Below are 14,049 nucleotides of genomic sequence, written 5' to 3' on the forward strand. Positions count from 1 at the left end.
GTAGGAACGGGACACACCGGCGGAGTTCCTTCTTCCGGCCGCCGGGGCGGTCGCGCCCGGGCTCTAGCCGGACTTCGAAGGGCTCGCGGACGGCTTCACGCCCTTCTTGAGGAAGCCCATGTCCTCGTAGACCGGGGTCTGGAAGCCGAACGCGCCCGCGTTGGCCAGGTTGGCGCGGACCGCCGTGAGCTGGGGGCGCTGGTAGAGCGGGATGGAGCCGGCGGCGGCCCAGATGTGGGCGTCGGCCTTGCGCACCAGGTCCCGCTCCTCGTCCTCGTCCAGCGTGGCGATGGCCTGGTCGAACAGCTGGTTCACCTGGTCGGTGCCGACCCGGGTGTAGTTCTGCTCGACGCTCAGCGAGCCGTCCGCCGCCGGCATCGGCTTGGCGAAGATCGGCCGGGCGTCGGTCGCCGGGAACGCGGTGGCCGGCCACGAGTACAGCGCCAGGTCGTAGTCGCCGGACGCGATGTGGTCCTTGAAGAAGTCCCCGTCGGAGACCTTGGTGATCTCCGTACGGATCCCGATCGTGTCCAGCATGCGCGCGATGCGCTCCCCGACGGTCCGCAGGGCCCGGGAGCCCGGCCCGGACGGCAGCACGAACTTCAGCTCCAGCGGCTTGCCGTCCTTGGCGACCGGCCCTGCCTTGGCGCCTCCCGGGGCGGCGGTGCCCTTGGGCGCGTATGCCCCCGGCGGGGGCCCGCCCTGCTGGCCGGGCATACGGCGGGACTTGTCGTCCTCGCCCGCGCCGGAGTTGCCGGAGTTCCCTGAGCTTCCGGAGTTCCCCGAGTTCTCGGAGTTCCCTGAGCTTCCAGAGTTCCCTGAGTTCTCAGGGTTCCGGGAGCTGCCTGAACTGCCTGAGCCTCCTGAGTTCTCAGAGTGTCCCGAGTTCCCGGAGCTCCCTGAACTCCCCGGGTTCTCCGACTTCCTGCCCTCGGGGCCGGCCGCCTTCTTCTTCTGCTCCTTGACCGGGCCTCCGGTCACCCAGCCCGCCTCGGCCAGCAGCGCCTGCGCCTGCTTGGTGTCCTGGCTGCCGATGGCACCGCTGCTGTCGGCGTAAGCGTCCTGCCCCGCGAGCGCGAGATGGCTGCCGACCGGCACCGCGGGCAGTCCGAGCGGTTTGAGGACGAGTGCGGCCAGCTCGGTGCGGTCCAGGGCCCGGGCCACGGCCCGGCGCACCCGCTCGTCGGCGAGCGGGCCCCGTGATCCGTTCAGGGCGAGCTGGGTGTAGGCGGGCTCCAGGGACCTGCGGATCACAAAGCCGTTCAGCGTCTGCTGCTCGCTGGTCCCCGGCGCGCCCGGCATGGCCGCCTGGCTCGTCTCCGCCCCGGGGGAGGCGGGCGTGGCGGACTGGCTCGCCTCCGCTCCCGGGGAGGCGGGCGTGGCGGTCTGGCCCGACTCCGCCCCGGGGGAGCCGCTCTGCAAGGGGGTGCTGCTCTTCTCGCGCGCGGCCAGTGTGAGCCGGTCGGCCTCCTCCGGGTCGATCTCCGCCATGTCGAGCCTTCCCTCGGCGAGCGCGGCGGCCCGCTGGTCGCGCGGAACGGCTACGAGGACGATCTCGGAGAGCTTGGCGGGCCGGCCCCACCAGCGCGGGTTGCGGCTGAGGGTGACGGTGCCGTTCTTGTGGTCGACCGACTGGACGCCGAACGGGCCGGCGGTGACCTTCAGTCCTCGTCTCGCCCCGTCGTTGAAGCCGTCCGGGCTGCCCATGACGTCCTTCGGGTACAGCGGCGAGAACAGCGACCTCCAGTCGGCGTACGGCTTGCCGAAGGTGACCTTGACCTCGAGGTTGTTCGCGCCGCGCTCGACCTTCTCGATGCGGTCGTAGCCGGCGTTGCGGGCGGTCCAGTACGCGTTGTTCTTCCCGGAGAGGGCACGCCACTGGGCGGCGAAGTCGTCGGCACCGATCTCCCGGCCGTCGCTCCAGACGGCCTGCTGGTTGAGGCGGTAGACGAGGACCTGCTTGGGCTCGGTCGAGACGACCTTGGCGGACTCCAGATAGGCGGGGTCGGCCTTGGGTCGCCCGTTCGCGTCGAGCCGGAACATCGAGGGCAGCACGGCGCCGGCGATCCGGGTGGTCCCGGCGTCGGCGTCGGCCTGGAAGGTGTTCAGGGTCCCCGGCACGGCGTCGACCGCCCAGTGCAGGGTGCCGCCGTCACCGACTTGGGTGCGGGCAGCCGGGGCGATGTCCTGCCCGGCGGCCGGTGTGCTGGTCTTCCTGTCGTCGGAGCAGGCGGCGAGCGCGGTCACCGCGAGGGCTCCCGCGGTGAGGAATGCGACCGAGCGCAGCACCGCGCTCCGTCCGACGCCGTCGTGGGACATCACGTCTACCTCCGGGAGCCGCTTCGCGGATGAGCGGGGGGCGTTATGATCAGGTTTGATGGCATTTGAACTGATCAAATGTATGGGCCCACTGAAGAGGAAAGGGTTCAGCCCTATGCGGCGACACGACGACGAACCACGGGAACCCCACCCGTTCGGCGCAACCGCACGCCCCGGCGTGCGTCGGCCAATCACTGCACGTCCCTTCACACCGGCTGCCGCGACGCGCAACACTCGCAGGCGCATGAACGTCGACGCCTTGGGCCTTCGGGCCCGTGAAAGTGAGGTCACGTCATGTCCGTGAACGACGAACTGACGTCGGTCCAGCGGTGCCTCGACGACCTGTACCGGTCGGTGGGGCGCCTGGAGCAGCAGATGGGGACCGGCGGGCTGGAGATACGGCGCGTCCGCACCGACGCCGACCACCTGCGCGAGAGCGTGGCGCTGCTGCGCGAGGCGGCCGCGACCACGGTCTCCGCCCGGCGTGTCGAGCTGGTGACGATCTCCGACACCCCGTATGACAGCAGCCTGTGGACGGACTCGGACGACGAGGGCCTCGGCGCCCGAGGCCGGCACGCGCCCTGACCCCCGGCGCGCCCCGGAGGTGACCGAACCCACGAGAGAGGTGCGCTTTCCTTGGCCACTGGAACGGAACCCCCCGACACCGAACCCCGAGCGCCCGGCGGCGGAGTGCGCACCGGGACGCGCGCCTCGATCGCCGTCCCGCACCTGCGCACGGACCGCTGGTGGCTGGCGCCCGCCGCCACCGCCGCCGGGCTGCTCGCGTTCATCGTGTACTCGACCTGGCGGGCGTTCGCCGACGCGGACTACTACGCGGCGCCTTATGTGTCGCCGTTCTACTCGCCCTGCCTGGCGGAACGCTGCCGGACCATGCACGCGGGCCCCAACGCCGACCTGTTCGGCAGCTGGTGGGCGATCTCGCCGGCGATCATCATCCTGATCTTCCCGCTCGGCTTCCGCCTGACCTGCTACTACTACCGCAAGGCCTACTACCGCGGCTTCTGGCTGTCACCGCCGGCCTGCGCGGTGGCCGAGCCGCACCGCACGTACACCGGCGAGACCCGCTTCCCGCTGATCCTTCAGAACATCCACCGGTACTTCTTCTACGCGGCGATCCTCGTGGCGGGCGTACTCACGTACGACACCGTGCTCGCCTTCCGGGACGAGCACTACCGCTGGGGCCACATGGGGCTCGGCACCCTGGTCTTCCTGGTGAACATCGTGCTGATCTGGGCGTACACCCTCTCCTGCCACTCCTGCCGGCACATCGTCGGCGGGAAGCTCAAGCACTTCTCCAAGCATCCCGTGCGCTACCGGACCTGGCAGTTCATCAGCAGGCTGAACGCCCGCCACATGCTGCTGGCCTGGGCCTCGCTGTTCAGCGTGGCGCTGGCCGACTTCTACGTGTACCTGGTGGCGTCCGGCGTCTTCGACGATCCGAGGTTCTTCTGATGTCCGTGATCGACCGGCAGGAGTGGGACGTGGTCGTGGTCGGGGCCGGCGGGGCCGGCCTCAGGGCCGCCGTCGAGGCCCGGGAGCGCGGCGCCCGTACGGCGGTGATCTGCAAGTCGCTGTTCGGCAAGGCGCACACGGTGATGGCGGAGGGCGGCATCGCGGCGGCGATGGGCAACGCCAATCCGCACGACAACTGGCAGGTGCACTTCCGCGACACCCTGCGCGGCGGGAAGTTCCTCAACCAGTGGCGGATGGCCGAACTGCACGCGCGGGAGGCCCCCGACCGGGTCTGGGAGCTGGAGACCTGGGGCGCCTTGTTCGACCGTACGAAGGACGGGCGCATCTCCCAGCGCAACTTCGGCGGCCACGAGTACCCACGCCTGGCGCATGTGGGCGACCGCACGGGCCTGGAGCTGATCCGCACGCTCCAGCAGAAGGTCGTCGCGCTCCAGCAGGAGGACGCGAAGGAGACCGGGGACCACGAGTCCCGGCTGAAGGTCTTCCAGGAGTGCACGGTCACCCGGATCCTCAAGCAGGGCAACCGGGTGTCGGGGGTCTTCGCCTACGAGCGCGAGTCCGGCCGTTTCTTCGTCCTCGAGGCCCCCGCCGTGGTGATCGCGACGGGCGGCATCGGCAAGTCCTTCAAGGTGACGTCGAACTCCTGGGAGTACACGGGCGACGGGCACGCGCTGGCCCTGCTCGCCGGGGCGCCGCTGCTGAACATGGAGTTCGTGCAGTTCCATCCGACGGGCATGGTCTGGCCGCCGTCGGTGAAGGGCATCCTCGTCACCGAGTCGGTGCGCGGCGACGGCGGGGTGCTCCGGAACTCCGACGGCAGGCGGTTCATGTTCGACTACATCCCGGATGTCTTCAAGGAGAAGTACGCGCAGACCGAGGACGAGGCCGACCGCTGGTACGACGACCCGGACAACAACCGGCGCCCGCCGGAGCTGCTCCCCCGTGACGAGGTCGCGCGTGCGATCAACGCCGAGGTGAAGGCGGGCCGCGGCTCCCCGCACGGCGGTGTCTTCCTCGACGTCTCCACGCGTATGCCCGCCGAGGTCATCCGGCGCCGGCTGCCGTCGATGTACCACCAGTTCAAGGAGCTGGCGGACGTCGACATCACCGCCGAGGCCATGGAGGTCGGCCCGACCTGCCACTACGTGATGGGCGGCATCGCCGTCGACTCGGACACGGCGGCGGCCCGCGGGGTCGAGGGTCTGTACGCGGCCGGTGAGGTGGCCGGCGGGATGCACGGCTCCAACCGGCTGGGCGGCAACTCGCTCTCCGACCTGCTGGTCTTCGGACGGCGGGCGGGTCTGCACGCGGCTCGGTACGCGACCAAGACCGCGGAGCGTCCCACGGTGGACGAGGCCGAGGTGGACAACGCCGCGGCGGAGGCCCTGCGTCCGTTCTCCGCCGAGGGTCCGGCACCCGGCCAGGAGGACGGGCGCCCTCCGGAGAACCCGTACACCCTGCACCAGGAACTCCAGCAGACCATGAACGACCTGGTCGGGATCATCCGCCGGGAGCCGGAGATGCGGCAGGCGCTGCAGAAGCTGGCGGAGCTGCGGGTGCGGGCGCGCCGGGCGGGTGTCGAGGGGCACCGCCAGTTCAACCCGGGCTGGCATCTCGCCCTGGACCTGCGGAACATGCTGCTGGTCAGCGAGTGCGTGGCGCGGGCCGCCCTGGAGCGCACGGAGTCACGCGGCGGGCACACCCGGGAGGACTTCCCGGCGATGGACCGGGCGTGGCGACGCATCAATCTGCTGTGCCGGCTGACCGACCCCACGGGCGGTCTCGCGGCGACGGACCCGGTCCGCGGCCAGATCACCCTGTCCCGCGAGACCACCGAACCCATCCGCCCAGACCTGCTCGCCCTCTTCGAGAAGGAGGAGCTGGTCAAGTACCTGGCCGAAGAGGAGCTGTACGAGTGAGCAGCTACGAGGCCCGCTTCAAGGTGTGGCGGGGCGACGCGCAGGGCGGCGGCCTGGAGGACTTCACGGTCGAGGTCAACGACGGCGAGGTGGTGCTGGACATCATCCACCGCCTCCAGGCCACCCAGGTTCCGGACCTCGCCGTGCGCTGGAACTGCAAGGCGGGCAAGTGCGGTTCGTGCTCGGCGGAGATCAACGGACGGCCGCGGTTGATGTGCATGACGCGGATGTCGGTGTTCGGCCGGGACGAGACGGTCACCGTGACCCCGATGCGCGCCTTCCCGGTGGTCCGCGACCTGGTGACGGACGTGGGCTTCAACTACCGCAAGGCGCGGGAGATCCCGTCCTTCGTACCGCCTCCGGGCCTCGGCCCCGGCGAGTACCGCATGATGCAGGAGGACGTGGACCGCCCGCAGGAGTTCCGCAAGTGCATCGAGTGCTTCCTGTGCCAGGACACCTGTCATGTTGTCCGCGACCACGAGGAGAACAAGCAGGTCTTCGCGGGCCCGCGCTTCCTGATGCGGGTGGCGGAGCTGGACATGCACCCCCTGGACGCGGCCGCGGAGTCGGGCCTGGACCGCAAGCGCGCGGCCCAGGACGAGCACGGCCTCGGCTACTGCAACATCACCAAGTGCTGCACGGAGGTGTGCCCCGAGGGCATCCGGATCACGGACAACGCGCTGATCCCCCTGAAGGAGCGGGCGGTCGACCGCAAGTACGACCCTCTGGTGTGGCTCGGGTCGAGGATCAGGAGGCGTCCCACGGCGGGGTGAGCGCCCGCCGGCGGCCGTGCGTACGGGGATCCGGCCGGCGCGTCAGCACCGCACCCGGCCGACGCGCTGGCCGAGGAACTGCAGCACCGCGCCGGAGAGCATCAGAACAAGCCCGCAGGTGGACAGGCTGTCGAAGGCGGTCGCGCCGATCACGGCGGCGGCGAACCTGAGCAGCACGATCCCCGCGACGAAGACCAGGGCTCCGGCGCCCCACAGCCGGGGCCGCAGCACATACCCGCGCTGCCACGGCACGATCATCCGCCCGGTGGTGAGGGCCAGGACTCCGGTGACCGCGTAGAGCACCACGATCACCGAGACGGCGATCAGTGACATGACATGCAGCATCGAAGCCTCCGGCCTGTGGTGCGCTGATCATGGCACCGCCGTCCCCGGATGGCCAGATCCGTCTCCCGTGTCCGAGGTCCCGCCGGACCGGGCGCACCCCGCTCGCGGCGTCGTGTCATCGGCCATACGCTCCGAAATGTGACGCCGCCCCACCGTCGACGCCGGCCGCGCCGGGCCGCCGCGTACCGAGCCGTGCGGAGGGTTGCTGCCGTGTGCGGGGCGGCGGTGGTCGTGGTGGGGGCGGCCGCGGCCGGACGTGATCGGGGCGCCACCGGTGACCTGGTGCTGCCGCTGGTCGCCGCGGTCGCCGCCGTGGCGGTGGCGGCGTACACGTCGGTGCGGCGCCGGCTGCGGACGAGGACGCGCACGACACCCGGCGGACGTGCGCCGACCGTCGTACCGCTGGACGAACTCGACCGGCGGACGCGGGGGTTGCTCGTCGAGACCGACGACTGCGTACGCACCAGCCGGGAGGAGCTGCGGTGGGCCGCCGCGCAGCTCGGGGACGAGGCGATACGGGGGCACGCCGAGGCGCTGGAGGCCGCCGCGTCGGAACTGGCGGCCGCCTTCGGGATGCGGCAGCGGCTCGACGACGGGGAGGAGGGGGCGCGGGCGCTGCTGGAGGAGATCGTCGCGCGGTGCGGGGCGGCCGGGCGGAGGCTGGACGCGGAGGCGCCGGGGTTCGACCGGACGCGGGCGCTGGAACGGACCGCGCCGGACGCGCTGAAGCGCGCCGAGGCACGGTTCCGGGAACCGGCGGCGCGGGTCGCGGAGGCGGACGGCACGCTCGCGGAACTGCGCGGGCGGTACGCGCTGTCCGCGTGTCTGCCGGTCACGGGCCACGACGAGCAGGCCAGGGACCGGCTGTTCTTCGCCGCGACCTGCCTCCACCGGGGGCGCCGGGCCGTGGACATAGGGCAGACCGGCAGCGCGGTGGTCCATCTGCGCGCGGCCGAGGCCGCCGTCGACCAGGCGGCCCTGCTGGTGGCCGGCATCGCCCGGCTGGCGTCGGCCCTGGCGACGGCGGCACGCATCCTGCCCGACGCCCTGACCGCGACGGGGACCGACCTCACGGAGGCAGCCGTGGGGTCCGCCCATGCGGACCTGCGGGCGCGGATCGCCCACGGGGAGGCGGTGGTGGCGCAACTACGGCGGGAGCTGGGCCAGGAGAAGGGAGCTCCGGGGGCGGGGGGCCGGGGGGCGCTCGATCCGGTCGGGGCGCTGCGGCGGGTCGAGGAGGTGGCCGCCGGGCTGGACCGGGCATCCCGTCGGCTTCCGCGGGGGCCGCGCGCCCTGGACCGGCTGGAACGTGCCCTGCTCGTCGCCCGCAGCAGCGTCGGTGCCGCGTCGGACTACGTGACCACGCACCGCGGGGCCGTCGGCTGTGAGGCGCGGACCCGGCTCGCGGAGGCGGAGCGGCGGCTGCGCGCGGCGGAGCGCACGGACGCTCCGGCCCCTGCCTGCGCCCCGGCGGCCGCCCTCGCCGACGCCCGTGAGGCGGACACGTTCGCCCGGCAGGCCCGGCAGCTCGCGGAGCGGGACGTCCGGGCGTACGGGACGCCGTACGGCGAAGGGAGCTGGACGGGCGGCGCCGTACTCGGCGGGATTCTGCTCGGCGCTCCGCACCCCCCGGGCGCCCCCGCGGGTCACCCGGGCGACGGCGGTCCCGCCGGCTACGGCGGACCGGGCACGCGGGCGCGCAGGGACGGCGGGGAACTGTTCCGGACGGAGCGGCCACGGCGGCCGTCCGCGGAGCGGCGGGACGACGGGCTCGCCGGACCGCCCGCCGCTGGGCCTTCGGGCTCCCCCTAGAACAGGCTCAGCAGCGCCTCCGCCGGGTCCGCGATACCGTTCTCGCCGTCGGGGAGCGGGAGTTCGAACCAGACCGTCTTGCCGCGCGGTGTGCGCCGGGAACCCCAGGCCGCGGAGAGCAGGCCGACCAGCTGGAGACCGCGGCCTCCCTCGTCCGTGTCACGGGCGCGTCGGCGGCGCGGCTGGACCAGGCCCGCGTCCCACACCTCGCACACCAGCGTCCGGTCGAGCAGCAGTCTCAGTCTGATCTCGCCCTCGCCGTACCGCAGGGCGTTCGTCACCAACTCGCTGACCAGCAGCTCCGTGGTGTCCACCAGGGGCTCCAGGTCCCAGGCGAGCAGCTGCCCGCGCGCGTACTCCCGGGCCCGGCCCACGCTGCGCGGCTCCCTCGGCAGCGTCCAGTCTCCGACGGACTCGGCCGGCAGTCCCTGGACACGTGCCATCAGCAACGCGATGTCGTCCTCGCCGTGATGGGTGTCCAGGGTGTTGAGGACGTGGTCGCATACGTCCTCCAGGGGCCGGGAGGGATCGGTGAGCGCACCGACGAACGCCTGGAGGCCCTCGTCCAGCGGATGGTCCCGGGACTCGACGAGGCCGTCCGTGTAGAGCGCGAGCAGGGCGCCCTCCGGGAGTTCGACCTCCACCTCCTCGAACGGCTCGCCGCCTACGCCGAGCGGCATCCCGGGCGGCACGTCCAGCATCAGCGCGGGTTCGCCGGGCTCCACGAGCACCGGCGGCAGGTGGCCCGCGTTGGCGAAGGTGCAGCGGCGGGTGACCGAGTCGTAGACCGCGTAGACGCAGGTGGCGAGGTACACCTCGGACAGGTCGGCCTCGCGCGGCCGGCGGGCGGCGCGGGTGGCCTGCTGGACGCCTGCCCCGGTGCCGAAGGCCTGGGAGGGACCCCCGGGGGCGCCGAGACCGCGGGCGATCTCGTCGAGCTGGGCGAGGACTTCGGCCGGTTCGAGGTCGAGCTGCGCCAAGGTGCGTACGGCCGTGCGCAGTTCGCCCATGGCGACGGCGGCACGCAGGCCGCGTCCCATGACGTCGCCGACGACCAGCGCCGTGCGGTGGCCCGGGAGTTCGATGACGTCGAACCAGTCGCCGCCGACCTCGCTCGGCCGCCCGGTGGCCGCGTTGCCCGGCAGGTAGCGGCAGGCGATGTCGAGGCCGGAGGCCTCCGGGTCGCCGGGCGGCAGCAGGGATCGTTGCAGTATCAGCGCGCGTTCGTGCTCGCGGCGGTAAAGGCGGGCGTTGTCGATGCAGACCGCGGCGCGCGCGGCGAGTTCGACGGCGAGCGCGCGGTCGCGTTCGCCGAACGGCTCGCTGCCCTTCGTCCGGGAGAACTTGGCGAGTCCGACCACGGTGTCGTGCGCGACCATCGGGACGGCGAGAGTGGACTGGATCAGGCCACCGTCCTCGGCGGGGATGTGCCGGGGGCGGGCGGCGCGCAGGGCGTCCGCGTAGGGGGAGTTGAAGGCGTAGTGGTGGACCGCGCCGACGGCGACGGGCTCGGGTCCGCCGGCGAAGGGTGCGTCCGCGACGGCGCTGGAGAACGCGACGCGGCGCAGTTCGGCGCTGCCGTCGGCCAGGCCGGGCGGGGTCTCGTCGCCGGCCAGGAGCCCTTGGTAGAGGTCGACGGTGGCGAGGTCGCAGAAGCCGGGCACGACCACGTCGAGGAGTTCCCGGGCGGTGGTCTCCAGGTCGAGGGAGTTTCCTATGCGGGCGCCCGCATCGTTCAGAAGGGCGAGGTTGCGGCGGGCGGCGGCGGCCTCGCGGGCGGCGGCGCGACGGGCGGTGACGTCGATTCCGAGCCAGGCGATGCCGATGGGGCGTCCGCTTCCGCTGTGCACGCGGTAGAGGTTGACGGACCAGTGCCTGCGCTCGTCGGAGCCCGGTACGAAGCCCGTGACATGCATGTCCGTGATCGAGTCGCCGGTCTCCAGGACTCGTCGCAGGGTCGCCGCGACGCGTTCGGCCTCCGGGGACTGGAGGTAGTCGTGGACGGAGCGGCCTCGGTGGTCGTCGGGGGTGCCGCCGAACGTCGACGCGAACCGCTCGTTGGCACGCCGTACCCGCAGGTCGGCGTCGATCAGCAGGAAGCCGAAGGGAGATTGACCGAAAATGGCCTGCGAGGCGGCGAGGTCGGTCTCGATGCTGCGAAGCGTGCGGACGTCGACGATGATGCACACGGCGGCCCTGTCGCCGTCCTCCGTCACGGTGGGCATCACATAGACCTCGGCGAACGCGTCGGTCCTCTTCTCGTCGGGTGCCCGGAAGGGGATGACGCCGGTCCACTCCCGGCCGTCGAGGATCTCGGCCATCTTGCGCTGGCCGCGCTCACGCAGTTCGGGCGCGACGAACGCCTCGATGGGGTCCATGCCGACGGCCCGTTCGCGGGGGATGCCGAAGAGCTGTTCGGCCCGCAGGCTCCACTGGTCGACGTACCCGTCGGGGCCGATGGAGAACGAGGCGACCTTGATGTAGTCGTAGATGGAGCCGGGCGGACTGCTCTGCCACATCAAGCCGCTCGCCGTGTCGCGCGGATCGGCCACGGCGGAATCCGCCGCGGCCTCCTGCCTCGCGCCGCCCGACGGGTCCTCGGACTCCGTGGCCTTCGCTGGTATCTCGCTCACGCGAACCGTCCCCTCCAGCTCACCGCGTCCGGCACCGGTCACCGGAGGCGGCTGCCCGCAGTATCCAGCACTACGGTGCCGCACAACACGGTGTTCACGATCACAGCACGGTCCCGATGTTTTTTGGACCGGCCGGGCCATACTCCCAGTCTTCTAACCAGGTGAGGCCCGGTCGAACCCCCCAACCGCAGCAGGTCAGCCGGGAACCGGCAGCTCGAACCAGACCGTCTTGCCGGTGTCCGCGGGACGGGTGCCCCAGCGGCGCGAGGAGCGGGCGACCAGTTGGAGGCCGCGGCCGTCCTCGGCGTCGGGTTCGGCCGCGCGTGCCCGGGGCGGGTCGGGAAGCGTGTCGGAGACCTCGACGAGCAGGTAGGGGGCGGTGCCGTCGGACGGGACGAGGCGGACACCGATGGGGCCGGTGGCGTGCCGCAGCGCATTGGTCACCAGCTCGCTGACCAGCAGCGCGGCGATATCGCCGATCTCGTCGAGCGCCCAGGAGCGCAGCTGGCTCCGGACAGCCGCGCGAGCGGCCCGTGCCGCACCGGGGTCTGCGGGGAACGTCCACTCGGCGCTGGTGCCTTCGATGTCGAGCACGCCGATCACTTCCCGGCCAGCTGCTCATCGTTCTCCGGTTTCGGGGGCCCAATCAGCCCATACCCGGTATCAGGAGCGCTTACCGCGCATGAGGGTGCGCAGTGGTGTGGACGGCGTATCGGGCGCCGCCCCCTGGAGCATCAGGCGCCCCCGTCATCCTTTCCTCATCGCCCCGGCCGGCGGACGGTCCCGGCCCGGGCCCGGGTTTCACCGATTCCATACGGCCAGCACGGCCTTGACCGCCGCCACGTCCTGGTCGAGCCAGTCCACGTCCCAGATCTCATCGGGGGTCAGCCAGCGCAGTGCGTCGTGGTCCTCCAGGGGCTCGGGACGGCCGGCGAGGAGGCGCGCCGTCCAGACCCGCAGAACGTATCCCGGCTTCAGCTGCCACTCCCCCGGCACACGCTCGACCGGCTCCGCCGTGACCCCCAGCTCCTCCCTCAGCTCGCGCACGAGGGCGCGCTCGGGTGTCTCGCCCGGTTCGACCTTGCCGCCGGGCAGTTCCCAGCGTCCGGCGAGCTCCGGGGGCGCACTGCGGCGCGCGGCCAGGAGGCGGTCGTCGCCGAGCAGGGCGGCGCCGACGACCACGATCGGTTCTGTCATGCGCCGGAGCCTACGGGAGCGCACGGCGGTTCACACTCCGGGCCGTTCCGCCCGCCTGCCGCCGCTCTGGCCGACGCGCTCGACCCAGTAGAGCTGCTTGTGTCCGCGGTCGTCGAGGCTGTCAACGATCTTCTGGGCCTCGGCGCGGGTGGCGTACCTGCCCACGCTGTAGCGGTTGCCGTTGTCGTCCTGCCGGATGACGAGCCAGGGGAGCGTGACCGTGCTGTCGTTCATTGCGTCCCTCCACTTCCCGTCCCCGGCTCGCGCCGCGCTCCGCCCTTCAAGGAAACCGCAATGCGCATATGCCCGAGCCTACGCCTAACCTTCACGGAGCGAATACGACTTTTCACAAAGAGGTACGCAACCAGCCATGTCGGAGGGGGCGCACGCCGTCGCGTGCGCCGTCCCACGCGCCCCGCGCGCACGCAGAGCAGCCTGGAACGCTCACATATCGCGACCAGGAGGGCAGGAGGAAACGACCGGATTGCGACCGCGCCGGCCACCCGGCCCTGCTCCAACGGACGACGGGGTCAACTCTCCCTGTGGCAGCGGCACTTGAAAAGACCCGGGCGCGAGTGCCCCTCCCGCGGACGGCCGGCCGGGACGCGTGGAGCGCGAGCGCGAGGGGGCGTGAGGCGTGGACGGACCATGCGCCCGCGGCGCCGGCGGGGGAGGGCCTCGAGGGGCCGCGCGCCCGGTTACCTCACCGGCAGGCGGTACGCCACCCGGTAGCGATCCGCCGGTACCACCACGTCCGCCGTCTCCACCGGGCGGTCGGAGGCGTAGAAGGTCCGCTGGACGACCAGCACGACATGGCCGGGGACGCCGCCCAGCGCCAGCAGCTCCTCCGCGAGGCCGGGGCGGGCGCCGACCTCCTCCGTGACGTTGTCCACGATCACATCGATGGCCGCCATCCGCTCGACCACCCCCATGCCGCCGAGCGGCCCCTCCTCGGGGAGCATCACGGGGGTGCGGCCGGTCAGCGCGAGGGGCTCCCACGATGTGGACAGCATCATCGCCTCGCCCGCCTCGCGGTAGAGGTACTTCGTACGCATCACCCGGTCGCCCGGCTGGATGCCGAGCCGCTCGGCGATGGCACCGCTCGCCTCCTTCTGCTCGCTGCGCGACTCCCAAGTGCCGCGCACGGAGGCGTCCGCCTGCTCCTGGCGGAACGGGGTGGCACCGCTCTCCGGCCGGAATCCCGAGCGGGCCACCCGGCGCGGCACCGGCCGCTCCCGGACATACGTGCCCGACCCGGAGCGGCCTTCGACGAGCCCCTCGGCCATCAGGACCTTGCGCGCCTCCAGCGCGACCGTGTCCGAGACGCCGTACTCCTCGCGGATGCGGGCCTGGGAGGGGAGGCGTGTGTGCGGGGGCAGCAGACCGTCGACGATCTTCTTACGGAGATCACCCGCGACACGCAGATACGCCGGCTGCTCACCGAAAGTCACTGGCCGCTCCCATCAGCTTGTACAGACAGCAACAGCCTGGCAACCGTGGGTTGTCCCACGCAAGCAGTGGCCAGAGAATCACTCGATGTGATGACCTGGGCGGCCC

The 14,049-nt window shown here is 72.1% G+C and carries 12 protein-coding genes; 5 read left to right on the forward strand and 7 right to left on the reverse strand.

Annotated features, from left to right (window positions below; translation table 11 throughout):
- Window positions 1-63: 63 nt before the first annotated feature.
- Window positions 64-2,319, reverse strand: coding sequence for an ABC transporter family substrate-binding protein (locus tag ABZ876_RS01670; RefSeq protein ID WP_361772647.1), 2,256 nt, complete (start codon window positions 2,317-2,319; stop codon window positions 64-66).
- Window positions 2,320-2,613: 294 nt separating this feature from the next.
- On the opposite strand from ABZ876_RS01670, the gene ABZ876_RS01675 reads away from it, so the two are divergent.
- Genes ABZ876_RS01675 through ABZ876_RS01690 form a run of 4 tightly spaced genes read left to right on the forward strand, consistent with a single transcriptional unit; the run spans window position 2,614 to window position 6,505 of the window.
- The gene (locus tag ABZ876_RS01675; protein WP_361772649.1) at window positions 2,614-2,904 is read left to right on the forward strand and encodes a hypothetical protein; all 291 of its coding nucleotides are present in this window, start codon (window positions 2,614-2,616) and stop codon (window positions 2,902-2,904) included.
- A gap of 51 nt (window positions 2,905-2,955) precedes the next feature.
- Window positions 2,956-3,792: a hypothetical protein gene (locus tag ABZ876_RS01680; protein ID WP_361772651.1), complete on the forward strand. Its 837-nt coding sequence runs from the start codon at window positions 2,956-2,958 to the stop codon at window positions 3,790-3,792.
- Window positions 3,792-5,732, forward strand: coding sequence for a fumarate reductase/succinate dehydrogenase flavoprotein subunit (locus ABZ876_RS01685; protein WP_361772653.1), 1,941 nt, complete (start codon window positions 3,792-3,794; stop codon window positions 5,730-5,732). The genes ABZ876_RS01680 and ABZ876_RS01685 overlap by 1 nt, the downstream gene beginning before the upstream one ends.
- Window positions 5,729-6,505, forward strand: coding sequence for a succinate dehydrogenase/fumarate reductase iron-sulfur subunit (locus ABZ876_RS01690; protein ID WP_361772655.1), 777 nt, complete (start codon window positions 5,729-5,731; stop codon window positions 6,503-6,505). The genes ABZ876_RS01685 and ABZ876_RS01690 overlap by 4 nt, the downstream gene beginning before the upstream one ends.
- Before the next feature lie 42 nt (window positions 6,506-6,547).
- Here ABZ876_RS01690 and ABZ876_RS01695 read toward each other — a convergent pair whose 3' ends face one another.
- Complete coding sequence (locus ABZ876_RS01695) at window positions 6,548-6,838, reverse strand: hypothetical protein (protein WP_361772657.1); 291 nt, start codon at window positions 6,836-6,838, stop codon at window positions 6,548-6,550.
- A 222-nt stretch (window positions 6,839-7,060) separates the two neighbouring features.
- Between ABZ876_RS01695 and ABZ876_RS01700 the strand changes: the two genes are divergently transcribed.
- Window positions 7,061-8,662, forward strand: a complete 1,602-nt coding sequence (locus tag ABZ876_RS01700) for a TPM domain-containing protein (RefSeq protein ID WP_361772659.1) — start codon at window positions 7,061-7,063, stop codon at window positions 8,660-8,662.
- Here the strand turns inward: ABZ876_RS01700 and ABZ876_RS01705 are convergent.
- The 5 genes from ABZ876_RS01705 to ABZ876_RS01725 all read right to left on the reverse strand — a co-directional run bounded on the left by ABZ876_RS01705 (window position 8,659) and on the right by ABZ876_RS01725 (window position 13,943).
- A complete protein-coding gene (locus tag ABZ876_RS01705) occupies window positions 8,659-11,295 on the reverse strand; it encodes a SpoIIE family protein phosphatase (RefSeq protein WP_361772661.1) in 2,637 nt (878 codons plus the stop codon). The two genes, ABZ876_RS01700 and ABZ876_RS01705, sit on opposite strands and share 4 nt — an antisense overlap.
- Window positions 11,296-11,490: 195 nt before the next feature.
- The gene (locus tag ABZ876_RS01710) at window positions 11,491-11,898 is read right to left on the reverse strand and encodes an ATP-binding protein (protein WP_361772663.1); all 408 of its coding nucleotides are present in this window, start codon (window positions 11,896-11,898) and stop codon (window positions 11,491-11,493) included.
- 198 nt (window positions 11,899-12,096) lie between these two features.
- Window positions 12,097-12,492 carry a (deoxy)nucleoside triphosphate pyrophosphohydrolase gene (locus ABZ876_RS01715; RefSeq protein WP_361772665.1) on the reverse strand — a complete coding sequence of 132 codons (396 nt, stop codon included), beginning with the start codon at window positions 12,490-12,492 and terminating at the stop codon, window positions 12,097-12,099.
- A 30-nt stretch (window positions 12,493-12,522) separates the two neighbouring features.
- The gene (locus tag ABZ876_RS01720) at window positions 12,523-12,726 is read right to left on the reverse strand and encodes an SPOR domain-containing protein (protein WP_361772667.1); all 204 of its coding nucleotides are present in this window, start codon (window positions 12,724-12,726) and stop codon (window positions 12,523-12,525) included.
- A 464-nt stretch (window positions 12,727-13,190) separates the two neighbouring features.
- A complete protein-coding gene (locus ABZ876_RS01725) occupies window positions 13,191-13,943 on the reverse strand; it encodes a GntR family transcriptional regulator (RefSeq protein ID WP_361772670.1) in 753 nt (250 codons plus the stop codon).
- Window positions 13,944-14,049: the final 106 nt, after the last annotated feature.

This window comes from Streptomyces sp. NPDC046931 (assembly GCF_040644655.1).
GTDB lineage: Bacteria > Actinomycetota > Actinomycetes > Streptomycetales > Streptomycetaceae > Streptomyces.

Coding starts and splice junctions, on each gene's coding strand:
- ABZ876_RS01670 (WP_361772647.1), bottom strand. CDS start 2,319: ATGTCCCACGACGGCGTCGGACGGAGCGCGGTGCTGCGCTCGGTCGCA.
- ABZ876_RS01675 (WP_361772649.1), top strand. CDS start 2,614: ATGTCCGTGAACGACGAACTGACGTCGGTCCAGCGGTGCCTCGACGAC.
- ABZ876_RS01685 (WP_361772653.1), top strand. CDS start 3,792: ATGTCCGTGATCGACCGGCAGGAGTGGGACGTGGTCGTGGTCGGGGCC.
- ABZ876_RS01695 (WP_361772657.1), bottom strand. CDS start 6,838: ATGTCACTGATCGCCGTCTCGGTGATCGTGGTGCTCTACGCGGTCACC.
- ABZ876_RS01715 (WP_361772665.1), bottom strand. CDS start 12,492: ATGACAGAACCGATCGTGGTCGTCGGCGCCGCCCTGCTCGGCGACGAC.
- ABZ876_RS01720 (WP_361772667.1), bottom strand. CDS start 12,726: ATGAACGACAGCACGGTCACGCTCCCCTGGCTCGTCATCCGGCAGGAC.